The organism is Blautia sp. TM10-2 (assembly GCF_003480845.1).
Classification (GTDB): Bacteria; Bacillota; Clostridia; order Lachnospirales; family Lachnospiraceae; genus Fusicatenibacter; species Fusicatenibacter saccharivorans.
Genome location: NZ_QUJZ01000016.1, coordinates 44,681 through 67,274 on the forward strand (window position 1 = coordinate 44,681; position 22,594 = coordinate 67,274).

At 49.5% G+C, this 22,594-nt stretch carries 21 protein-coding genes; 3 read left to right on the plus strand and 18 right to left on the minus strand.

Annotated features, from left to right (window positions below; genetic code table 11):
- Positions 1 to 12 precede the first annotated feature (12 nt).
- The 11 genes from spoIIIAC to DXD92_RS15610 all read right to left on the minus strand — a co-directional run bounded on the left by spoIIIAC (position 13) and on the right by DXD92_RS15610 (position 8,570).
- Positions 13 to 207, minus strand: a complete 195-nt coding sequence (gene spoIIIAC / locus DXD92_RS15560) for a stage III sporulation protein AC (protein ID WP_022463192.1) — start codon at positions 205 to 207, stop codon at positions 13 to 15.
- A gap of 27 nt (positions 208 to 234) precedes the next feature.
- Positions 235 to 750, minus strand: coding sequence for a stage III sporulation protein AB (locus DXD92_RS15565; RefSeq protein ID WP_055221399.1), 516 nt, complete (start codon positions 748 to 750; stop codon positions 235 to 237).
- Positions 750 to 1,757: a stage III sporulation protein AA gene (gene spoIIIAA, locus DXD92_RS15570; RefSeq protein WP_055228503.1), complete on the minus strand. Its 1,008-nt coding sequence runs from the start codon at positions 1,755 to 1,757 to the stop codon at positions 750 to 752. Before spoIIIAA ends, DXD92_RS15565 begins: the two co-directional genes overlap by 1 nt.
- Positions 1,758 to 1,814: 57 nt before the next feature.
- Positions 1,815 to 2,366, minus strand: a complete 552-nt coding sequence (locus tag DXD92_RS15575) for a 4'-phosphopantetheinyl transferase family protein (protein WP_022463189.1) — start codon at positions 2,364 to 2,366, stop codon at positions 1,815 to 1,817.
- A gap of 82 nt (positions 2,367 to 2,448) precedes the next feature.
- Positions 2,449 to 2,955 carry an SEC-C metal-binding domain-containing protein gene (locus DXD92_RS15580; protein WP_055221393.1) on the minus strand — a complete coding sequence of 169 codons (507 nt, stop codon included), beginning with the start codon at positions 2,953 to 2,955 and terminating at the stop codon, positions 2,449 to 2,451.
- A gap of 110 nt (positions 2,956 to 3,065) precedes the next feature.
- Positions 3,066 to 3,542 carry an Lrp/AsnC family transcriptional regulator gene (locus DXD92_RS15585; RefSeq protein ID WP_055221452.1) on the minus strand — a complete coding sequence of 159 codons (477 nt, stop codon included), beginning with the start codon at positions 3,540 to 3,542 and terminating at the stop codon, positions 3,066 to 3,068.
- 8 nt (positions 3,543 to 3,550) lie between these two features.
- A complete protein-coding gene (locus tag DXD92_RS15590; RefSeq protein ID WP_022463186.1) occupies positions 3,551 to 4,900 on the minus strand; it encodes a hemolysin family protein in 1,350 nt (449 codons plus the stop codon).
- A 25-nt stretch (positions 4,901 to 4,925) separates the two neighbouring features.
- Entirely contained in the window at positions 4,926 to 6,305 is a 1,380-nt protein-coding gene (locus DXD92_RS15595) for an aminopeptidase (RefSeq protein ID WP_055221450.1), read from the minus strand.
- A gap of 288 nt (positions 6,306 to 6,593) precedes the next feature.
- The gene (locus tag DXD92_RS15600) at positions 6,594 to 7,301 is read right to left on the minus strand and encodes a J domain-containing protein (protein WP_118640976.1); all 708 of its coding nucleotides are present in this window, start codon (positions 7,299 to 7,301) and stop codon (positions 6,594 to 6,596) included.
- A gap of 6 nt (positions 7,302 to 7,307) precedes the next feature.
- Positions 7,308 to 8,147, minus strand: a complete 840-nt coding sequence (locus tag DXD92_RS15605) for a DUF5685 family protein (protein WP_055228501.1) — start codon at positions 8,145 to 8,147, stop codon at positions 7,308 to 7,310.
- A 21-nt stretch (positions 8,148 to 8,168) separates the two neighbouring features.
- Positions 8,169 to 8,570 carry a hypothetical protein gene (locus DXD92_RS15610; protein WP_022463182.1) on the minus strand — a complete coding sequence of 134 codons (402 nt, stop codon included), beginning with the start codon at positions 8,568 to 8,570 and terminating at the stop codon, positions 8,169 to 8,171.
- A gap of 237 nt (positions 8,571 to 8,807) precedes the next feature.
- Here DXD92_RS15610 and DXD92_RS15615 point away from each other — a divergent pair, with 237 nt between their 5' ends.
- Entirely contained in the window at positions 8,808 to 9,044 is a 237-nt protein-coding gene (locus tag DXD92_RS15615; protein ID WP_022463181.1) for a hypothetical protein, read from the plus strand.
- The gene (locus DXD92_RS15620) at positions 9,041 to 9,643 is read left to right on the plus strand and encodes an HAD family hydrolase (RefSeq protein ID WP_118640978.1); all 603 of its coding nucleotides are present in this window, start codon (positions 9,041 to 9,043) and stop codon (positions 9,641 to 9,643) included. The genes DXD92_RS15615 and DXD92_RS15620 overlap by 4 nt, the downstream gene beginning before the upstream one ends.
- Before the next feature lie 48 nt (positions 9,644 to 9,691).
- Here DXD92_RS15620 and DXD92_RS15625 read toward each other — a convergent pair whose 3' ends face one another.
- From DXD92_RS15625 to DXD92_RS15655, 7 genes are all read right to left on the minus strand, one after another.
- Positions 9,692 to 12,229, minus strand: a complete 2,538-nt coding sequence (locus tag DXD92_RS15625) for a transglutaminase domain-containing protein (RefSeq protein ID WP_117814302.1) — start codon at positions 12,227 to 12,229, stop codon at positions 9,692 to 9,694.
- Positions 12,230 to 12,382: 153 nt separating this feature from the next.
- The gene (locus tag DXD92_RS15630) at positions 12,383 to 13,396 is read right to left on the minus strand and encodes a glycoside hydrolase family 18 protein (RefSeq protein WP_117805016.1); all 1,014 of its coding nucleotides are present in this window, start codon (positions 13,394 to 13,396) and stop codon (positions 12,383 to 12,385) included.
- 27 nt (positions 13,397 to 13,423) lie between these two features.
- Positions 13,424 to 14,776, minus strand: a complete 1,353-nt coding sequence (locus DXD92_RS15635; RefSeq protein ID WP_330427594.1) for an alpha-L-fucosidase — start codon at positions 14,774 to 14,776, stop codon at positions 13,424 to 13,426.
- A gap of 130 nt (positions 14,777 to 14,906) precedes the next feature.
- Entirely contained in the window at positions 14,907 to 16,547 is a 1,641-nt protein-coding gene (locus DXD92_RS15640; protein ID WP_055264780.1) for an extracellular solute-binding protein, read from the minus strand.
- Between the two features lie 138 nt (positions 16,548 to 16,685).
- The gene (locus DXD92_RS15645; RefSeq protein WP_022463175.1) at positions 16,686 to 17,615 is read right to left on the minus strand and encodes a carbohydrate ABC transporter permease; all 930 of its coding nucleotides are present in this window, start codon (positions 17,613 to 17,615) and stop codon (positions 16,686 to 16,688) included.
- Between the two features lie 14 nt (positions 17,616 to 17,629).
- Positions 17,630 to 18,565 (minus strand): ABC transporter permease, encoded by a 936-nt coding sequence (locus DXD92_RS15650; RefSeq protein WP_022463174.1) that lies wholly within the window; start codon positions 18,563 to 18,565, stop codon positions 17,630 to 17,632.
- A gap of 454 nt (positions 18,566 to 19,019) precedes the next feature.
- Positions 19,020 to 21,260, minus strand: a complete 2,241-nt coding sequence (locus tag DXD92_RS15655) for a glycoside hydrolase family 3 N-terminal domain-containing protein (protein WP_118640982.1) — start codon at positions 21,258 to 21,260, stop codon at positions 19,020 to 19,022.
- Between the two features lie 217 nt (positions 21,261 to 21,477).
- On the opposite strand from DXD92_RS15655, the gene DXD92_RS15660 reads away from it, so the two are divergent.
- Complete coding sequence (locus DXD92_RS15660; RefSeq protein ID WP_022463171.1) at positions 21,478 to 22,545, plus strand: carbohydrate-binding family 9-like protein; 1,068 nt, start codon at positions 21,478 to 21,480, stop codon at positions 22,543 to 22,545.
- Positions 22,546 to 22,594 lie beyond the last annotated feature (49 nt).

The window sequence follows — 22,594 nt, forward strand, 5'->3', positions numbered from 1 at the left end:
TTCTCCCTGCTCTTAAATTGTAAACAGTTGTTTGATGTCCTCAAACAGCGCGGAAATATAGGGAAGAATCCAGAACAGCACCAGCACAAGACCGGCAAGGCTTGCAAGAAATGCCTGTTCTTCCCGGCCGCTGTGTTTTAATACCTGGCACAGGACCGATACCAGAATCCCGACTGCCCCGATTTTAAATAGAATCCCGACCTCCACGCCTGCTCCTCCGTTTTCAGACACGCCCTAAACCAGAATCAAAAATAAAAAAAGGCCTCCCATGATTCCAAGACTCTGACAGAGCCTCTTCCTTTCCGGCAATCCTTTCTGCAGTTCCGCGATCCGCTGCACAAGGCGTGCCTCATACCGGTCCAGATTCGCCTTCTGCATGGCGCGGTCCCCGGTGCCAAGGCTGCATCCGGCCTCCTGCAGCTCTTCTTTTTCTTCTTTTGTAAGGCGTGTGTCCGCCAGGTGGACTGCCGTATTCTCTTCCAGAATCGCCGGCAGTGTCTTTCCGTCCGGGCGGCGCATATCCTCGGAAATATCCTGTAAAAAATCCCGGTACGGATCCCGCATCCGCCTTCCCGTCTCCCAGAACGCATCCGGCAGCGGGGAAGCCGCCGTCACAATCTCTCCACGCAGATACTGGATAATTTTCTGCAGTGTTTCCAGATCTTTCACATGGGCCGACAGCGCCGCACTCTTTGCAAAGCCGATCCCGACGCAGGCAAGAGAAGCCGCCAGTAAAACTGCAAGCCGCATCACAGAAACGCCTCCCTTCGGTACAGTGTCGTTCCTCTTCCGTCAAAAATAGCCTGTACGCTTCCGGCGTGGGGTTTCGCATCCAGCACGATGTACCGCTCGAAAACGTGGGATTCCACGAGGCGGTTCAGGAGAGGCTTCTGCTTCATATCCTCCATGGAATTGCCATGCACGGTCGCGAGCAGCTTGCACCCGCAGTTAACGACGGACTCGATCGCACGGATGTCCTCGCCCGTTCCGATCTCATCGACTGCCACCACATCGGGCGACATGGCGCGGATCAGCATCATCATGCCCTCCGCCTTCGGACAGCAGTCGAGCACATCGGTGCGGATGCCGACATCATTCTGCGCAACGCCGAGATAGCAGCCTGCGATCTCGCTCCGTTCATCGACCACACCGACGGTCAGCCCCGGATACGGCGACTCCCCGTCCGAAATCTGGCGGATGATATCGCGCAGCATCGTCGTTTTGCCGCAGCCGGGTGCGGAGACAATCAGGGTGTGCAGGAAACGGCCGTCTTCCCAAAGGTACGGCATCACTCGGTCCGCGCAGCCCTTTTTCTCATGAGCAACCCGCACGTTGATGCAGGATATATGGCTGATGCCTTTCACCTTTTCCCCTTCGATTACCGTCTTTCCGGCAATGCCGATCCGGTGGCCGCCCTCCACGGTCAGAAAACCCTGCCGCAGTTCATCCTCGTAGGCGTAGAGGGAAAAACTTCCTATGTAATCCATCGTATCGCGGATATCCGTCGGTGAGACGGGATAACCTTTCTCCCACTCCCCGGTCAGTGCTCCGTCCGGGGTCAGAAAGTACTCCTGATCCTTTGCGACCACCAGAAGCGGCGCGCCAGTCCGCAGACGGATTTCCTGCAGGTCATCGGCCAGCAGATCTGTGTTTTTCAGAATTTTCCGTATATTCGCAGAAAACAGGCGCAAAAGTTCCCTTTGCTCCTGTTTTTTCTCTGGCGTAACAATATCCTTTTGTCTTCCTGTCCTTTTCATCTTCACCACCTCTTATCGTTATATATATGAGATGGCGGGACAGGTTATGCACGGTTTTTATGGTTCTATTCTTTTCATGCAGATTTTCACGGGCTCCGCTGCCCAGACGGCGCCTTCATATCCTTTCTCCGGACTGAAATGCGTGCAGAAGCCCTCTTTCTTTTCCGTTCCAAGAGAACCCGAAAGACCGGTTCCCCTCCACTTGCCGTAGCTCTCCTCCTCGGTCCAGATCCGGAAAAACAGCGTTTCAGCATTCTCCGCTGCGGCAAGGCGTTTCTGGTCTTCGGCGGAAAAATACCGTTCTGCCATGCGCTCCCAGGCAGCGCGGCGGTGCTGCTGCAGATCCATGCCGATCGGAATGGAAGCAAAAGCGCAGGCAGCGTATTCCCCCGAATGAGAAATATTAAAACAGATCTGCGGATGCCCCGGCAGGTACGGTTTTCCGTGCGCATTCCGTTCGATCGTTATCTTTTCTCCATCCAGCCCATACTGTTCCTGCATTCCCATCCGGAACAGCTCCCATCCGCACTGCGAGAGTTCCCGTTCCAGCTCTTTTTTTTCGCCCTCCGGCTGTGTAATTTTTTTCAGATAAACTACCGTCTCCTGCATTCTGCTTCTCCCTCTTCATAGAAAAAGAGACCGCGAAGCCTTTCAACTTTCGGCTCCCCGGTCTCTTCTCGAAAATTCTTTCTTATGCGTTTTTACCGCAGCAATATTTGTATTTCTTTCCGCTTCCGCACGGGCATGGATCGTTTCTTCCGATTTTTTTGCCTTTGATTACAGTGCCGGATTTTTTCTGCTCCATGTAAAGCGTTTTCTTCTGCTCTTCTGTGAAGATCTCATCCCACATCGGCAGGTTGTACAGCCAGTCTGCTTTTGCGTCTACCATGTTTTTGTACAGAAGCTCTTTATCGTAAGCCAGTGTAACAACGGTATCCTCTTCCATCTCCTCGATCGGGTTCGGGATCACAAGGCTGTCGTTGATGCCGTCCAGGAAACCAACCATGGTCATAACGTCCACTTTGTATTTCTCTGCCAGCTCTTTTACGGTTCCTTTTACCACTTCATCCGGGTTGGAAAGAAGCTGCTCGTAAATGTTTTTCTCAATCAGGAAATAATTGGTCCAGAACTGCTGGAGCTGTTTTTTGTCTGCTTCCTGATTATAGGCGATATCACGCCAATTCTGTAATAAACTCATGTTATTATCCATCCTTTATCTGTTTCTCTGAGCGCGTTTTTTCGCGCCGTCCCCTAGCGGGATTCCGGTTTTTGTAACACGCTTTAGTATATCGGAAAGTCCGCAGAAAATCAACCTTTTTCTTCTTCCTGCTCCAGAATCGGGATTCTGGTATCGCCGAGCGGAATTCCTCTGTGTTCCACCGATGTAGAGAACACGATCTGCGTCTTCGTTCTTCCAAAATGCTGAAGCTGGCCGATAAACTGATCCAGCTCAGATGTTGTGTGGAACACAACCTCCATCAGCATCGAATAGTCGCCGGTCACGCAGTTGCACTCGATCACATTCGGGCAGTCGGTGATGTACGGATAGAATTCCTTTTTCCGCACCGGCTCAACCTCCAGATTGATGAATGCCTTGATCCGATAGTCGAAAACCTCCGGGTTCACACTCGCACGGTAGCCGGTGATCACCCCGTCCTTTTCCAGGCGGTCGATTCTCGCCGAAACCGTCGGCGAAGTGAGACTTACCTTGTCTGCAATACTTTTGAGCGGAAGCCTTGCATCTTCCTGCAGCAGTTCCACAATTTTCCGGTCTGCTGTATCCAGTTCACGTTTCATTCCCTCTCCTTACGTTCCTCCTGCTCTCCTTTTTCTTTCGGAGGCAGTTTCTTTACCACCGTATTTTCCACGCGGTGTTCTTTGACCCGCATGACCTTGATCCAGAGATCGTCGGTCTCGAGTTCAAACTGGCTGCCGTCATCCGGAACCGCACCGAGTTCGCCGAAAATGTAGCCGCCGAACGTTTCATATTCATCGACCGGCAGTTTGATCTTCAGTTCCTCCGCCACATCATCCAACGAGGCACTTCCCATGATTTTCCAGGTGTCTGTGGAAATCAGCTCAATTTCCGATGGCTGCCCGATCTCCGCCTCATCATTCAAGTCCCCGACAAGCTGCTCGATCAGGTTACGCACGGTGATAATTCCATCCATGCCGCCGTACTCATCCAGAACCACGGCAAAATAGTTGCCGGTCTTTTTCATGTTCTGGAACAGCGTGGCAGCCTTGATGTTTTCAGGAACAAAATAAGGCTGTTTGATTGCTTCTTTCATGACATGATCGCGGTCCTTGGTGCGAAGCCGGAAATAATCCTTGGCGTCCAGAACGCCGATGATATCGTCCACATTTTCACCACAGACCGGGTAATAAGAATGGCGGCTTTCATGGATCAGCTGCTCCCACTCCTCCATCGAGTCTTCCAGCCACAGAAGATCTACATCGGTTCTGTGGACGCAGATTTCATCAATGGTCAGATCATCAAACTCAAATACGTTCTGAATCATATCTTTTTCTTCATTGTCGATCGCGCCTTTTTCGCTGCCGGCATCTACCATCATTCGGATTTCTTCCTCCGTCACCTGATCGTCGTCCTCATCCGGATCGATCCCCAGAAGGCGCAGGATACCGTTTGTCGATGCAGTCAACAGCCACACAAGCGGTGCAAACACTTTCGAAGCACCGCTTACAAGACCGGAAATCCCGAGCGCAATCTGCTCAGCCTTCTGCATTGCAATCCTTTTCGGCACCAGTTCGCCAAAGATCAGGGTGATATAAGATAAAAGCAGCGTAATCAGCACAACGGCAATCGCATCCAGTGTCTTTTCCGGAATCTTCATACCCGCGTCCACAAGAGCGGAAACGATTCGATCCGAAAAATTTTCTGCTGCAAAGGCACTTCCAAGAAAACCGGACAGAGTGATGACCACCTGTATCGTTGCAAGAAAACGGGATGGCTGTTCCGTCAGATGAAACAGCTTCGCCGCTCTTTTGTTTCCCTCCTGTGCCATTTTTTCCAGTTTAGCGTCGTTGCAGGAGACCACAGCGATCTCCGCGCAGGCAAATACCGCATTGACCGCTATCAATACGACCTGCAAAAGAATACTGCCGACTATGTCACTGTCCAAACGTTTCAAACCTCCTCAATATTATTTATGCATTTTTCAAAAATGCCACATAGGCCTTCTTGGCCTCGTAAACATCTGCTTTGCTGGTTACTTCCCATGGAGCATGCATGCTGAGAACCGGTACACCGGAGTCAATCACTTCCATACCGTACAGAGACATGATGTAGGCGATGGTTCCGCCGCCTCCGACATCAACTTTACCAAGTTCTGCTGTCTGCCAATTTACTTTTGCATCATCAAAGATAGCGCGAAGAGCTCCGACGTACTCTGCATTGGCATCGTTTGAGCCGCTCTTTCCGCCTGCTCCTGTAAATTTGTTAATTACGATACCTTTTCCGAAAAATGCAGCGTTTTTCTTCTCAAATGCTGCTGCATACAACGGATCAAACGCTGCACTTACATCGGAAGAAAGCATTCTGGAAGAAGCCAGACATCTCCGAAGTGCAAGCTCCGTTCCCTCACCTGCAAGTGCAAGCAGCTCTGCCATGGTGTTTTCGAAGAAATGAGACTGCATGCCGGTTGCTCCGACGCTTCCGATCTCCTCTTTGTCTACGAGCAGGCAGCAGGATGTCTTCTCCGGTGCTTCCACCTCGAGCATTGCGACAAGAGAAGTGTATGCGCATACACGGTCATCCTGGCCGTATGCAAGAATCATGCTGGCATCCATACCAAGCTCACGCGCTTTTCCTGCCGGTACAATTTCAAGCTCTGCGGAGAGGAAATCCTCTTCTTCGATGCCATACTTGTCGTTTAAGAGCTTTAAGGTCATGGCTTTCACTGCATCTTTCTCTGTTCCTTCCAGCGGCTGGCTTCCGATCAGAAGATCGAGGTTCTCGCCCTCTACTACCGTACTTGCCGGTTTGGTCTGCTGCTCTCTGGAAAGGTGAATCAGAAGATCTGTCACACAGAATACCGGATCGTTATCATCCTCGCCGATGACTACATCCACTACTTCGCCATCCTTCTTGGCTACAACACCGTGGATTGCAAGCGGAAGCGTTACCCACTGCCATTTTTTGATACCACCGTAATAATGGGTATCAAGATATGTAAATCCGTTGTCCTCATACAGTGGATTCTGTTTTACGTCAAGACGCGGAGAATCGATGTGCGCACCGAGAATATTCATACCCTCTGTCAGAGGCTTGGTTCCGATCTGGAACAGGGCAATGGCCTTCTTCATGCATACAGCATAAACCTTGTCACCCGGTTTTAACGCACGATTTTCTTTTACATAGGTGTCGAGGCTTACGTATCCGGCCTCTTCTGCCTGACGTACACTTTCCTTTACACACTCACGCTCCGTTTTTCCGTGATCCAGGAATGCGCGGTAGCCGGCGTTTAATTTTTCCAGCTTTTTCATATCTTTTTTCTTGTACTCATTCCATGCTGTTTTTCGTTCTATAGCTTTTCTCTCTTTCTGTTTTCTTTCTATGATCCGTTCGTATTTTTTTGCTCCGGTCATAATTGCGATCTCTTTCATTATAATCTGTTTTGATGGGAAAAACAAGGACTTTCGGCTGTTAGAAAAAAGCCCCACAGCGAACCGTTTTTTTGGTTGCAGCGGGGCTTTTAAGGGGAGGATAAGTATTTCCTTATTTTTCTTTTGTATCATCGAACAGGGGAATTTCGATGACACTGTTATTCTCCCCTGAATGTTCACTTTTATACATTTCTTGTAATTATTTTTTGATCAACAGCAGAAAAATCCTCTTCCGCCGCAGCAACAGCAATTGCAGATGGCATTGATTGCCATACATTCACAGCACCATTTTCCGAGATCACCTGCACTTCTCTCGTAGCCGTAGCCGCTTCCCATGTCGGAATACCACTGACCCCCACCCCGGAGTTGGCTTAAAAGCTGCTGGTACTGCAGATTCTGCGGTTCTAATTTGACTGCCATCTCGGCATCCTGCACGGCATTGATGTTGTTGCCGAGGCGCGAATTTGCGATCGCATGCAGGAAATACCATTTTCCGCTGCGGTCGGAAATGTCGTTCAGCACGTTCATCGCCTCGCGGAAGTGGCCGCTGTTGATGTAGTTGGCTGCCGCCTGCAGCCGCATTTCCTGCTCGGAATTTCCATAATCATTCCGTGCGGAGCCGCCGTTTCCGTACGCGCCGCCGAATGGGTCGAAGCCGCCGAACGGGCCATAGCCGCCGTAAGCATCTCCGCCATACGACGAACCTCCGCTCTGGTACGTGGTGCCGTGCTCGCGTTCATCCATGATCTGTTTGTACGCCTGCTGCACCTGTTTGAATTTTTCTTCTGCTTCTGCTTTATTCGGATTATTGATATTGGCATCCGGGTGATACGTCCGGCTGAGTTTTCGGTATGCTTTTTTGATTTCATCGTCCGAAGCCCCGCGGGACACGCCCAGCACCTCATATGGATCTGTCATCAGTCTTTATTTCTCCTCTTTTTGGCGCTCTTTTGCGCTTTTTCGCATTTCGTATTTTTCCCAGATACCAGCATACAATATATTTCGCAGAATGTCTACATTTTCCAGGATCGGAAGTTTTTCAAATGCACGCGACGCTTCCGCCGTCATCATCAGCAGGATTTTTTCTGCGGTTTCCTCGAAGTCCGGCTGATCTGCGATGGACAGAAACGGGTTGTAGTTTCCGCTCTTTTTATCTTTTTCCACGTCATCAAGCGCATCCATCAGGTAAATGAATTTTCCGATGTAAAAGCCGACCTGGCGCAGATCATCGCTCCAGATGTCCTCCTCCGGAATATAGATCTCCGCCATCACCTCTCCGGTATAGCCCGCCGCAAGATCGAGGTCTGGATTGTTTTCCTTCTCGCATGCATGCAGCTTTTCGAGGTAATCCTGCACTGCTTTCGTCTGGCGCGGATACGATGCCTCGATGCGTGTCACAGATTTTTTCAAAGCCTTTGCCGCTGTAAACGCCGCGTAGTTTTTCTCGTCCTCCCAGTCATCCAGCAGATTGTAATAGGCGAGCAGCACGTTCATGTCTGCGCAGTATTTTGTGTATTTGTTCCGCAGGCATTTATGTTTTTTGCCGGGATGAAGAAAGCAGTAATGCTCCTCTTCTTTTGTCTCACACTCATAAAGCCCGGTCAGCAGGATGGAAAGAAATGTCATATCAAACGTCAGCATCGCCTGACCCTTTTTTCCATACGCCTCTTTGATATCCTGACACAGACCGCAGTAGTATGCCTGATATTTGTTGTAATCTTTGACTTTCAGGTCATCCTTTCGGATGGTCACATAACCAAACATGAATCGCACTACTCCTTTTTATCAGGTGTTTTTGATGAATTTTGTTCCGCATTTCGGGCAGCGGATCTCGATATGGCCTTTTCCTTTCGGTACACGCACCTGCTGATGGCAGGACGGGCAGCGGAAGTAGCAGTGCTCTTTATCCTTGAATGCACGGGTTCCGCCTCGGAAGAATCCGACGACGCGGTTTTTCAGTTCCAAGAATTTCTGGTTTTCCGCATACCGTTTGGAATGGTTCTTGGACATGATGCGCACATCCGCCCAGACGATCAGGACGAGTGCCAGGGTGTAGATAAGGGAGCTCCGTACAACCGCTCCGAAAATCATCATGGCAACTGCCGCCCACATCATAAAATTGCCCAGCTGATCGATGCCGTAGCGGCCGTACATCAGGCGGGAAAGTTTTTCTTTCAGTTTATCCATTTTGTTCTCGTTTCTCCTTTTTCAAAGTATATGCCAATACTCTATCCCTTTTGAGGGAAAAAAGCAATCGAAAGCGCCATTAATTTTTTCTAAAGAATCCTTAAATTTTGCAGTGTCGCATTTTTCAAACACGCTCTGTTTTTTCCTGCAGACAGTTTTTCAATTTTTCATGGATGTTTCAAGGAAGCTGTGCTACACTATACCATGTATTTATTTTTTGATTGGAGAATCCCATCTATGAAACGACTCAAACAGATCGGCGCCCTTCTCGCCATCGCGGTCCTGATCGGATTCGGGCTTGGTGCCATGATTTTTGCGTTTATCGACACGCCGTTTGCACACAAGGCGCTGACGGTCTGCCTCTACTGTGCGATTACCGTACCAGTGCTCATCTATGCCATGATGCTGGTTGCCAAGGTTCTGTCGCACCGCGATGAGAACGACAAATCAGACAAAGGAGAAAAACAGTCATGATTGATACCATTATTTTTGATGTAGGCCGCGTACTCGTCAACTGGGACTACGAGTCCTATCTGAAACGCTTTGCTTTCGGTCCGGAAAAGACGAAAGCAATCACCGCCGCAACCTTCGAAAGCCCTTACTGGCGCCAGTTCGACCGCGGAATTCTCACACCGGAGGAGATTGTAAAAGGATTCTGCTCCCTCGCCCCGGAATACACCGAAGAAATCAAAGAGGTTTTCGCCCACTGCGAGGAAACCATCACCCCGCTGCCGTATGCAGAAAGCTGGGTACGCTCCTTAAAAGAAAAAGGCTACCGCCTCTACATCCTCTCCAACTACTCCGGAGACCTCTTCGAGCGCACCAAAGAGAAAATGCCCTTCCTCCCCTACATGGACGGAACCCTCTTCTCCTACACCTGCCATTTAACAAAACCGGAACCGGAGATCTACCAGCACCTGATCCAGAAATTCTCCCTCACCCCGGACCGCTGCGTATTCCTCGACGACACCAAAGCAAACGTCGAGGCCGCAGAGCAGGCAGGGATTCATGGAATTCATTTTACGGGATATGAAGATGGCGTGGCACAGTTGAAAAAACTGGGCGTTCTTTAAAAAACAGGCTGCCGCATTCATGCGTCAGCCTGTTTTTTTAGTATTAACTTACGCTTTCGCCGCCTCTTCCATCAGCCGCAGCATCAGTCCGACGCTGCCGACGTTATATCCGGCATAAGCGCGTCCGCCGATGTTTCCCGGCAATGCGAGTATCAGCAGTGGGAGTTTTTCTGCGTCGATTCCCATTTTTTCGGCGATCGCCGGGGCGTCGTCGGATGGGTCGAGGTAGAGGGACATGTTGTGGATTGCTGCGCGGGCTTTCTGGAAAGTCGTGTTTTCCAGGTCGGCTTTCGTGCGGAGCACGGCTGCCATGGCAGCGTCTTTTGCGTTCCACTTCTCTGCGATTTCGATCAGCTCATTCAGAACATGCTCGGTCGGCTCCTCTCCGGTTCCGAGGAAGGCCAGAAGGATCGGGCCGTCTTTGGTGAGATCGTTCAGGGTATGCGCCTTTCCATCCAGATCCTCCAGCGTGATCTCCGGCAGTTCGATGTGCTCTAACAGCTCATCCAGCTCTTTTTTCACGGTTTCCAGATAAATCTCTTTTGCTTCTCCCGCCTTCAGTTCAAACACGCGGTATGCGGCATGCTGGTCACCGTTCGGCATACGCATACTTGTAATCAGACGATAGCAGCCCGGCTCCAGGGTCAGAGCCAGTGTTTTGCCATTGAATGCGGTTTCTTCGTAATTCAGCGTCTCAAACACCGTTCCATTCCACTTTCCGATAGTCCACGTCTGATAGTATTTCCATGCGCTTCCATCCTCCGCACGCAGTGTCAGAACCGCACTTTCCGTTTCCTCCTTCAAAACAGCTGCTTCTGTTTCCACACTGTGGAATTCCCCATCACGGTAATACTCCGGCTCCAGTGTCACCGGATTCAGTCTTGCCGCTACATTGAGACTCCGGCAGATTGCCACAAACAGAATCTTCTGCGCCAGAGGACTTCCCTGTTTCATCGTAAGGACGCCGACCGGTGTTGCCATGATCGTGTCATACTCTTCTTCTGCATGGAAGGTAATATTCTTCTTAAGATAATCCAGAATCCGTTCCGGCTGCTCCGCAAAGCTGTGTTTTGTCTCTTCCTCAAAAAATCCGCGGATCACGCTCCGATATGGCGTCAGCTCCTCGAGGAAAATACGCGGGCAAAGAAGATCCTTCCTGAAAATCTCCTCCGGCAGATCCCCCTGCTCGCAGTCGAGATGATCCTCTAAAACGGATGCCTTCAAGTCCTTCGCATCCTTTAAAGCCAGCGAAAACAGCAGCTTCTTCCGGTTCGGATTTTCATCTTTGGAAAGGAATGTATAAACCTCCTCAAAATTCTCTCCTGCCCGGTGGAAAATCTCTTCCGCTTCCGGATACGCAGCAGCCTTTTTCTCATCAAAGCATGCTGCAAACCGTGCCTTCCGAAGCCGTTCCGCCTCTGCCATCCGTGCCGCATTGCGCTCCTTCTGCTCCTTTGTGGCAACGACATTCCGTACCGGCACCTCCTTCGGTGCCCGGATTTCCAGCGTCTGCCACCTGTCATCCGCTTCCGGAACCGCCTCTTCACGAAGCACCAGTTCCAGCGAATCCTCCTCCTCAATCCGCATCATTGCCTCTGCCCGGCGTATTCCGTCAAATGCCCGTACCCGGATATCGCCAAGGCCAAGTGTCATCTGAACTTCTCCGTCCGCATCCGCAATCATCACTGCAGCCGGGAAAAACTCTGCCATATTCAGGATTTCAACCGCAATATGCGCTCCTGCAGCCGGTTTTCCATTCTCATCCTTCACAAGAATCTTCACCAGCTTCGTTCTGCCATAAAAATCTGTATGGTTAAAGTAGTACAGCGCTCCTTCTTTTCCAAGATACTCCTCGTTACTTTCCTTCACATAATCCGAGAAGTTCCGCGTATGAATCAGAATTGCCCGATTCGCCGGACCCGAGAACCAGCCGGTATCCAGCACTTCTTCCGGCTCACAGGCGCCAAGGAAATGCCACTCGCCGTCCACAAACACCTCAACCCATGCATGATTGTCATCACAGTGCGCCCATCTTGGTGTATAGACCTGCCGCGCCGCAATACCGACACTCCGATACGCCGTAACTGCAAACGTTGACTCCTCGCCGCAGCGTCCCTTTCCGCTCCGATACATCGTCATCGGAGATGCCGTTCTGCTGTCCGTCGCCTCATACGTTGCATGCTCCGCACACCAGTAATTAATCTCCAGAATTGCCTCCCAAAGACTCATTCCGGCTACACGCCCCATAATCTGCTCGTAAAAAAACGGTCTGCAGTCCGTAATATCCTCGGAATTGATCCGGTCATACAGCACATAATTTACAAACACATCCTCCGGCAGCTCCTTACACCATGCCACCTTCTCCCGCAGCATCAGCGCATGCTTCACGTACGAAAGAAAAAGATCAAATCCATATTCTCCCGCATCCCTTACCGGCATCGTGCCATACAGAAACTTCATCAGCACAGCCTCTTCTTCACTGCACTGTTTCAATTTTTCTTCGATAACAGGCATCACCGGAGCCAGAAGCTCTCTCCGTCCCTCAAATTTTTCCGTTGCATATTTTTTCAAATTTTCTGAGATCATGATTCTATCTATCCCTTTCTCTTTTTTCCTATCCGTCTCCACAACGTACATCCGCCCACCGGCGGCAGACGCCATGCGAAAAAGGATTCCTTGCGATTTTTCAGGAACACCGGAGCGAGGAGCCTTTTCACATACCGGCTGTGGGTCACTACGCTACATATTTTTCTTTATAAATGAAAGTAATTCTCCGCTGGGATCGCATTTATACTCCCAGAACATAATGCCTCCCATACCCTTTTCTTTCAGGTACGCAATTTTCACACCCAGTGACTCGCAGTCCTCATAGCTGATAAATGTCTCCCCGTCAAACAGATACGGAACCTTCGCCTGCTCATCCCAATACCGGATAAATCCCCTCTTTCCGATCCAGCTCTCTTTGAGCTCGCCGTAGTCACCGCCATATCCTCCGACCGTCTCTGCTTCCATTCCAAGCCCGTTGCGGCATCCGGCGCCTTTTACTCCATCCCATTTTCTGGAATAAAACGGTACGCCAAGGATCAGCTTTTCCATTGGAACACCCGCATTTGCAAAGCCGTTCACTGCCTTCTCCACACATGCGTCAAACAGGTTTCCCTCACTGTGATACAGTGCCGCATGATGTCCCGTCACCTTCTGGAAACCGCCCTGCAGATCATACGTCATCAGCTGCACATAATCCAGATACCGGGAGGCCTCCTTCATATCTGTCTGCAGTGCAAAGTAAACATCTCCGCCGACTGCTGTCGTTACAAGCATGCCTTCTCTGTACGCGTCCAGTGTCTTCCGAAGCTCCGCCAGAAGCAGCGTATAATTCTCTTTATCCGATCTGTCCGACGCAATTCCTGCCAGCGATGTGCCCGGATACTCCCAGTCAATGTCAATACCGTCCAGACCATACTCCTTCACAATTACAAGTGCACTCGCAGCAAACCGCTCTCTTCCCTCTTTTGTTCTTGCAGCCTGGGAAAAGCCGTCTGCTCCCCAGCCTCCTACGGACAATACAATCTTCAGCTCCGGGTTGCTTTTCCGAATGGATACTATTCCATCCCGTGCATCCTTTGCATCCCATACAACTTCTCCGTCCCGGATCAGACCAAATGCAATATTGATCACGGTAAGTGCCCGCACATCCTCTTCTCGCATATGATTTAAATCCGCCGTATTTACATAGCCAATTATTCTCTTCATCTCATAAGCTCCTCTGTCCGAATCGTTTTACTCATTAAAGGTTACGACTTCCCCGTGTCCCAGATTGTAGGTGATCTCATCCTCAAGCTCTACCTTCACAACCGTTGCAAACGGATGAATACTCATCTCGCCGGCCCAGATCCAGAGTGTTCCCGGAATACCGCTCCATGGAAGGGAACCCGTATAGGAGAACCGAAGTTCTTCTCCCGTATGCAGAACCGTCACCCTTTTTACCGGCGTTTTAATGCCTTTCACGCACAGCGTCTCCTGCGGCTTATCATAGACAAAAAGATACATCGTCTTCTGATCCGCCGAAATCGTGCTTCCGCCGAGAAAATGATTGTAATCCAGTCCTTTTTCTGTTCCAAATACCGCTTCCTTATGGTCATGAATCCATCCGCCCAGATCCAGAAGAACTTTCTCCTGGCGTTCATCCAGCGTTCCGTCCTCCTTCGGTCCGATATCCAGCAGCATTCTTCCTCCAAGGGTGATACAGTCGCAGAACATGCGCACAATCTGACCGCTGCTCTTGTAATCATTGTCCGATGGACGATATCCCCAGGAATCGTTGATTGTCGTACAGAATTCCCACTCGCCTTTCGGTCCGTACAGCGGAATTCCCTGCTCCGGTGTCTCATAATCTCCATAGCCCTGCATTCTCGAATTCAATACAACGTTCGGATTCAGGGTATGCAGATATTCCCTGAATTCCGGCATCTTCCACTGTGCCGCGCTCCGTTCCCAGTCACCATCAAACCATAAAAGATCCACCGTTCCGTAATTTGACATCAGTTCTTTTAACTGATGATTGTTGAATTCCAGAAACTCCTGCCATTTCTCCGGCTCCTCCTCTTTTCCGGCCGGGGAACCATAGATATCGTTCAGACAGTCTTCTTTTTTCATTCCTTCCGGGTAAACCGTGCGGTACCGCGGATCCGACCAGTCGATCAGCGAATAATAAAGGCCGACCTTCAGACCTGCCTCACGCATGGCAGCTGTATACTCTTTTACAAGGTCGCGCGCTGCCGGTGTTTTCTTCACAACACTTAAATCACTGTATCCGGTATCAAACAGTGCCACGCCGTCATGGTGCTTCGCTGTCATAACCACGTACTGCGCACCTGCTTTTTGAAACAGCTCCGCCCATTTTTTCGCATCAAACTTCGATGCTGTAAAGCCTTCACACTGTTTCATGTAATCTTCATAAGAAATATTTCCGTTGTGGAACGACCATGACTCTGACACATCACCCACCGCATAAATCCCATAATGGATAAAAATGCCCAGCTTCGCGTTCCGAAACCAGTCCTGCATCATCTCTTCCAGCTCCTCCTTTTTTTGTACTCCCGGATTAAAAGACTCCGGGCATAGCTTTTTTATCCGATCTAATTACCCCTTTATTGTTTCTTCCCATTATATCAGTTCTTGCCCAAAAAGAAAGGCATATTACCGTTTTACACTGTAATATGCCTTTTTTCACGCCACAGGAAATATCGTTACCTTTTCCTGTTTATTTCGCGATTTCCTCGATACCCTGAGTTGCTACCCAGTCCTCAAGTCCCAGAGAGTACATACCGTCTACATAAGCCTGCCAGTCAGCATCGTTGTCAATGTCAAGCTCGCCGCATACGAACTGCGCCTGCTGCTGCTCAAAGAAATCTTTGATTGCTGTGTTCGTATCAGAGAAGGTATCAATTTTATCCAAGTCAATCCAGTAGGACGGAATAATTTCTTTGGTCAGATTTGCCTCATAAGCTTCCTCTGTTGCTTTTTTCTCATCATACATCGGATGCTCTTCTACAAACTCGAAGTCTACCGGCAGATATTTCGGCAGAGACTGCGGCCACAGATTGCCCCAGGAATATTTTTCCTGATCTTCCTCAGACAGTGTGGTGGTGTCAATCGCATGGTATCCGTCATCCTCTTTGTTTACAATCACACCAACCGGTCCTCTGTTGCAGCCGATGCCGTTCTCCAGTGCGAATGCATTGTCAAACCAGCGGCAGATGATTTCCGGATGCTCTGCCTTGTTTGTGATGACAGCCTGGGTTCTGTATACGCTGAAGCCTTCCGTATCGCGCAGCCAGATTCCGTCTTTGTCTGTGTTCAGAACAGGCATGGAGTCGAAATCGCCTCTTTCCTCTGCAGCCGGGATTCCGGTAAACTCGTTGCTTCCGTATGCGATGGAAACGCCGTACAGGTCCTGATTTCCTTTACCTTCCCATGTGGAGCTGTCCTGTGTGTAAAGCTCTACGTCTACGAGTCCTTCTGCATACAGTTTGTGGAACCAGGAAAGGAACTCACGGTATGTATCGCTGACACCGCCGTAAACAACCTTTTCATTCTGGATTGCAATACCAAGTTTGTTCATCGGAAGTCCGAAGTAACCGGCCATAGCCTCGATATGTTTGTTGTTCGGGTCGGTAGAGAACGGGATTTCATCGGAAGCGTCACCGTTGCCGTTTGCATCCTGCTCTTTGAAGGCTTTCAAGACTGCCTCAAACTCGTCTGTAGTGGTCGGCATGCTCATGCCAACATTCTCCAGCCATTTCGTATTGATGTATGGGCTGTATCCAACGGTTGTATCGGTACATACGTACGGAATTGTGTAGATGTGTCCGTCCGGTGCTGTCATTTTTTCTCTTACACCCGGCAGATCCAGGATCGCAGAAATGTTCGGGCAATATTTCTCAAAATAATCTTCCAGCGGAATGAATACGCCCTGGTTTACACCATAGGTGAGGATTGCATTATCGCTTAAGGTCCATCCGCCGATCACATCCGCGTAATCTCCGGAGTTCAGATCCAGATTCAGTCTCTCCGTTGCTGTTTCGTATGGATAAATTTTCAGGTCAACGTCTACATTGGTCTGTTTTTTGAACTCATCGAGCATGATAAACTCGCCGGATTCGCTGGAATCATCGCAGAAGATGGAGAAGGTGTAATCTCCCTCGTCTACCAGCGGAAGACCTTCCTGATACATAATGCCGTTTACTTTTCCGTCCTCATCCACGGTGTCGTTTGCTGCGGATGCTGCGGATGCTGCAGAAGCACTCTTTGCCGAGCTGCTTCCATTATCACTTCCACATCCGGTAAACATAGATGCCACCATTACTGCAGTTAAAACTGCTGCGACTGCTTTTCTTTTCATGATTTTTCCCTCCTGTGTTGTTCCGGCGGCATTTTCCCGCCGGAAGCGCTTTTGCCTGTCCGTTGTCCGGACTCTTTATTTACATACCGCCGTTTCCCGTGCGGCAGATAAATCGTTAAAAAAACTTCTTCTTGTAAATCAACCCTTCATGGATCCGATCATAACACCCTTTACAAAGTGCTTCTGCACCAGTGGGTACATAACCAGAACCGGGATACTGCTGATGATGATCAGCGAGTATTTCATAACGTCGATCAGCTGCTGTTTTTCCTGCAGTGCTGCTCTTGCTGCCGCAGTTGTTGCTGTCTGGGACAGCGCGGTCTGGTTCGTGATCAGGATGTTACGCAGAACCAGCTGCAACGGATACTTTGCTTTGTCCGAAATATAAACGAGTGCTGAGAAGTATGAGTTCCAGTGACCGACACCATAGTACAGAACCAGAATTGCGATGATCGCTTTGGAAAGCGGAAGTGCAATCTGGAAAAAGAATCTCGCCTGGGTGCAGCCGTCAATTTCAGCTGCCTCATACAGCTCTTCCGAAATGTTCGACTTGAAGAAGGTTCTTGCCACGATCATGTTGTATACGCTTAAGCATCCCGGAAGAATCAGTGCCCAGATCGTGTTCAGCATCTGCAGTCTCTGAATAACCAGATAGGTAGGGATCAGACCGCCGCCGAAGAACATGGTGATCAGGTAAAAAATGGTGATCGGTTTCTTTCCGGAGAAATTGCTTCTGGAAAGTGCATATGATGTCGGAAGCGTTACGATCAGGTTGACCATGACACCGCAGAAGGTGATGATCAGGGAGTTTAAAAAGCCTCTCATAACCTGGTCGTTTTTAAATACTTCTGCGTAGCCCTTCAGGGTAAATCCGATCGGGTGAAGCAGTACTTTACCACTCGATACGGCGCTTGGCGCACTGATGGATGAAATGATAACCCAGTACAGCGGATATGCCACAACAAACAGAACCAGCGTCAGGATAATGAAGCAGGCTGCGTCAAAAACGACGTCCTCTTTGCAGCGTTTTATTTTCTTTTTTGTCACTGCGGTATTTTCTTTACTCATGTTTTTGTTTCCTCCTACCACAGGCTGTTGCCCGAAAGTTTATCAGATATCGTATTGACAATGATCAGCATAACCATGTTTACGATGGTGTTGAACAGACCGATTGCTGAAGAATACGACATATCGTTGTTGATCAGACCGACCTTATAGACGTAGGTGGAAATGATCTCGGATACACTGGCATTCAGGTTGTTCTGCAGAAGGAAGGCTTTTTCGAAGCCGACGGAAAGAATGCTTCCGCAGTTCATAATCAGAAGAATGGTCGCGGTCGGCATGATCAGCGGAAGGTCGATGTGACGGATCAGCTGTAATTTCGTTGCGCCGTCTACCTTTGCCGCCTCATGCAGCTCCGGGCTGATGCCGGCGAGTGCTGCGAAGTAAATAACAGAGCTCCATCCTGTACTCTGCCATACGCCGGTCCACACATAAATGTGTCTCCAGTAGGCTTTTTTCGCCATGAAGTTGACCGCCGGAATTCCGATTGCTTCCAGTACGTGGTTGATAACACCGACGGACGGAGACAGGAACAGAATGATCATACCACACATAACTACGGTAGAAATGAAGTTCGGCGCGTAGGTGACGGTCTGGATCACTTTCCGGTATCTCTTATGGCGGAAGGAGTTCAGCATCAGTGCCAGGATGATCGGAATCGGGAATGATACAACCAGTCCGTACAGACTCAGGATCAATGTGTTCTTGATGGTGGAAGCAAAGTATGGAGAGTTGAAGAATCTCTCAAAGTAGTACATGCCTACCCACGGGCTCTTTGTGATTCCGGCTGTCGCATTAAAGCGGCGGAACGCGATCTGTACACCATACATCGGAATGTAGCTGAAGATGAATGTCAGGATTACGCCCGGAACACAGAAAAGCCAAAGCGAGATGTCTCTCTTAAAGGCGCGGATGGTGCGGCCTTTTTTCTTTGCTTTTGTTGGTTTCTCTTTCATTTCTCTCTTGTCCTCCCTTTTAAAGGTTTCGTGTTTTCCTTGATTGGAGCATCCCTTGTCGTGAACATTTTGAACATTTTGCTTTCGCATCATCCTCGCATGCTGCTTCTTTTTTGTACAACTGCCACAATCAAATCTGTTATTTAAGATTTATCCAACACTGTTTTGATGAATTTATTTTACATTTTGTTTCCTTATTTGTCAATTAATTTTTGAACACAAATATTATTTTGTTACTTTTACGCAATTTAAACCGATACTTTTTAAGCACTTTTCCCATAAATTCTCCTGTTTTTCCCTTTGTTTTTCGTTTCACGGCATCGGAGCATACGATCCATTTATATTTTTATCCATTTTTTGCAAACAAAAAGAAGGAAGCTATGTTTCTTTATTTTGTAATATAGTTTCCTTCTTTGTTCATTTTTATTATATTTTTATGTTTTTTCGTCCGTTCTTACATTTCCGTCACGTTTCCAGTCCACCATTTCTCTGCTCCATCTTCAAGCATCAGCTCGTACTCATGGCAGATGACCTCTGGTTTTCCCGGAATCTGGACAAAATTCAGCTCCTCTTTTGTAAGATGGAACACAGCTTCTTTTTTCTCTCCCGGTGCAAGTGCAATTCTCGTAAAGGCTTTCAGCTCTTTGATTCTTGCCACAACGCCGCCGGAACGTTTCCGCACATACAGGCACGGAACGGAAGTTCCGGCCATATTTCCGGTATTTTCCACGGTAAAGGAAACAGAAATACCATTTTCTTCTTTTGTTACGGAAACATCACTGCCGGTAAACGTTGTGTAGGATCTTCCTTCTCCGAAGGTATGCAGCGGCTGGCTTGTCATATCACAGTACGCCGGGGCAACGGAAGTCCGATAATTGTAGCATACCGGGATCTGTCCCACGTGGCGTGGCATAGAAACCGGAAGACGGCCGGACGGATTGCTGCTTCCATAGAGAAGCTCAGCAACTGCCCTGCCTCCCATCGGTCCCGGGTAGAATGCATATAAAACGGCATCGGAAGCATTTTCGATCTTCTCGATACAGTATGCTCTTCCGGCAATTACAACCGTTACCAGTGGTTTGCCAAGGCGGGCAAGTGCTGCAATCAGTTCTTCCTGCGCGGCCGGAATGTGAACCTTCGCGGTGTCCATTCCCTCGCCGCAGTCCATCGAACGGCTGCCCGTTCCCTTCGAGGCTGCTCCGTTTGCATCGAACACAGCTCCTCCAAACCGTGAGGAGGAACCGCCGACAACGGCCACGATCACATCGCTTTCTTCTGCAAGTGCCATCGCTTTTGCTTTTTCATGCTCATCCGCCTCGGAAAAACCGGACCCCATCGCATAAGAGACTTTCACGCCATCCGGTGCTTCCTGCTTCATGCCCTGCAGAACCGTGACGCACTCGCTTTCCGGCACCGGCGGAGTATAATCGCCGAGCATACAGTAACGGTCTGCCGCATGGTAGCCGATCACTGCTACTTTTTTATATTTCTTTGCAAGCGGAAGCACCGTCTTTTCATTTTTCAGAAGCACAGCAGACTCCCGCGCCAGTGCAAGAGATACCTCCGGGATGCCGGCTTCTTCCGGGGAAAGCATGTTTTCTTCCATATAAGGATGTTCAAACAGACCCTTTTCAAATTTCAGCTTCAGAACTTTGAGAACAGACTCGTCGATCTCGCTCTCATCGAGAAGTCCCTGCTCTACGGCCTCGCCGAGACGGCTGAACGCTTCATCCCAGAGGCTCACATCCACACCGGCTTTTCTCGCTGCAACGCCTGCATGCAGAGTATCACCCTCGGTATTCTTAAGGAAATCTACAGCCAAACCATCTGCCATCACAATGCCGTCAAAGCCCATTTCACCGCGCAGAACATCGCGGAGCAGCCATGCGTTTCTGTGGCAGTACACGCCGTCGATCTCGTTGTATGCCGCCATGATGCCTTCCACGCCTGCTTCACAGCACGCTTTTGCCGATGGAAAATGGATTTCCCGCAGCTCCCGCTCGCCGATTCTTGCAGCACTCGCGTTCACACCTCCGGTTGTCTCGCCCTGTGCGCAGAAGTGTTTTGCCACACTGCCGACACCGGTGGACTGCATACCGGTGACTGCCGCTTTTGCCATGGATGCGGCAAGGCACGGGTCTTCAGAGTAGCACTCCTCACTTCTTCCCCATCTCGGGTCGCGCGCCATATCGAGCGCCGACATCAGCGCCAGATCCACATGACCGCTCTTTAACTGTTTTCCGCATGCCTTGTAGCCTTCGGAAAGAAGTTCCGGGTCGAATGTTGCGCCTGCTGCCAGGTTGACCGGAAGCAGACCGCCGCCGAGCGCCTGATGGCCGTGCGGGCACTCGGTGCTCATCATCATCGGGATGCCGAGGCGGGAATGATCGATCACATATTTCTGTACTATATTATAGGCTTTTGCGGAAAGTTCCAGCACAATGCCGGTCTTCTCATCTTTATCTGCCCACGGATCGGCACGGTACAGGCCGTACAGGACGCCAAGCCCTCCCATGCGCTCTACTTCCTCTTTAAATCCCTCTGTCAGTGTAAACTCCTCACCCTGTCTCTCGTAAATCCGGAATCCGTACAGACGCTGATTTAACTGTCCTACTTTTTCCTGCAGCGTCATTTTTCCGAGCAGGTCTTTTGCGCGCTCTTCCGGGGAAAGGGCCGCATTCTGATATGCTTCCATTGTTTTTGTTTCCTCCTTGTCCTTCTCCTTATTTCAAGTGGCTTTATTGTACCGCATTCTTTTCATTTTGTCCACAGTAAGTTATCTTTCGTTCATTTTTGTTCATTTTAATGTTGAATTTTATTACTTCTGGTGTTATGATACCTTTTGTCGACACGTTTTCCGCGTGTTTTCTAAAAAAGCTTAACAGTAAATATTTGAAAGGGAGATTTTTACTATGAGTACAAACATCACAATTCCGGTTCCGGCAGTCCCGTTCGCACCGCCGGTTTACACCTGCCACCGCGCAAAAAAGCCGTTCGAGTTAGACGGAAACATCAACAAACCATTCTGGGAAGATGCCCCGTATACCGACGAATTTCTCGATATCGAAGGAAGCCACATGCCGCTTCCGCGCTTTGTCACCCGTGCAAAAATGCTCTGGGATGACGAGAACCTTTACGTAGCAGCCGTGCTTGACGGCGATGAAATCTGGGGACACCAGACCGAGCGCGACTCCGTCATTTTCCTCGACAACGATTTTGAAATCTTCGTTGACCCGGATTCTGATACGTACCATTACTATGAGTTCGAAATGAACGTTCTGAACACGGTATGGGATCTGTTTCTTTCCGAGCCATACCGTGACGGCGGAAGCGGCCTCAATGGCTACGACATGCACGGTCTGCGCACCGCTGTTCATGTAGATGGCTCCATCAACGATCCATCCGCAGAAAACAAGTGCTGGAGCGTTGAGGTTGTCATTCCGTTCGCTGCTCTCTATGAGTATCAGAAAGAACGCCGCGCACCGAAAAACGGAGAATTCTACCGTATGAACTTCTCCCGTGTTCAGTGGAAAGTGGACATCAAGGACAACACTTATGTAAAACGTACCAATGAAGCCGGAAACGTTCTCCCGGAGGACAACTGGGTATGGGCTCCGACCGGTGTCATCAACATTCATTACCCGGAACTCTGGTCTTTCGTTTTCTTCTCTGACGACCGCGACGACGCACCGTGTGACATCACGATTCCGGAGGACGAATACCGCAAATGGGAACTCCGCAAGCTGTATTACGCAGAAAACATTCTGTTTGAGACAACCGGTTCCTACAGCGACAGTCTTACCGTCTTACAGGAGACCCTTGCCGCTTACGCTCCAAATGACTTCAACAAAACCGTCAAAGCTCTTGACTACACCATTGAGACCACAAGCCACTCTTACCTGATCACCTGCCCGAGTGCCGACGGAGCACATTTACTCCTTCTGTCTTCCAATGGAAAGGTTGAAAAAGTTACACGTTAAGTGTATAATATGTGTTAGCACTCAAAATTTGTAACAGGATCGGTTTAAA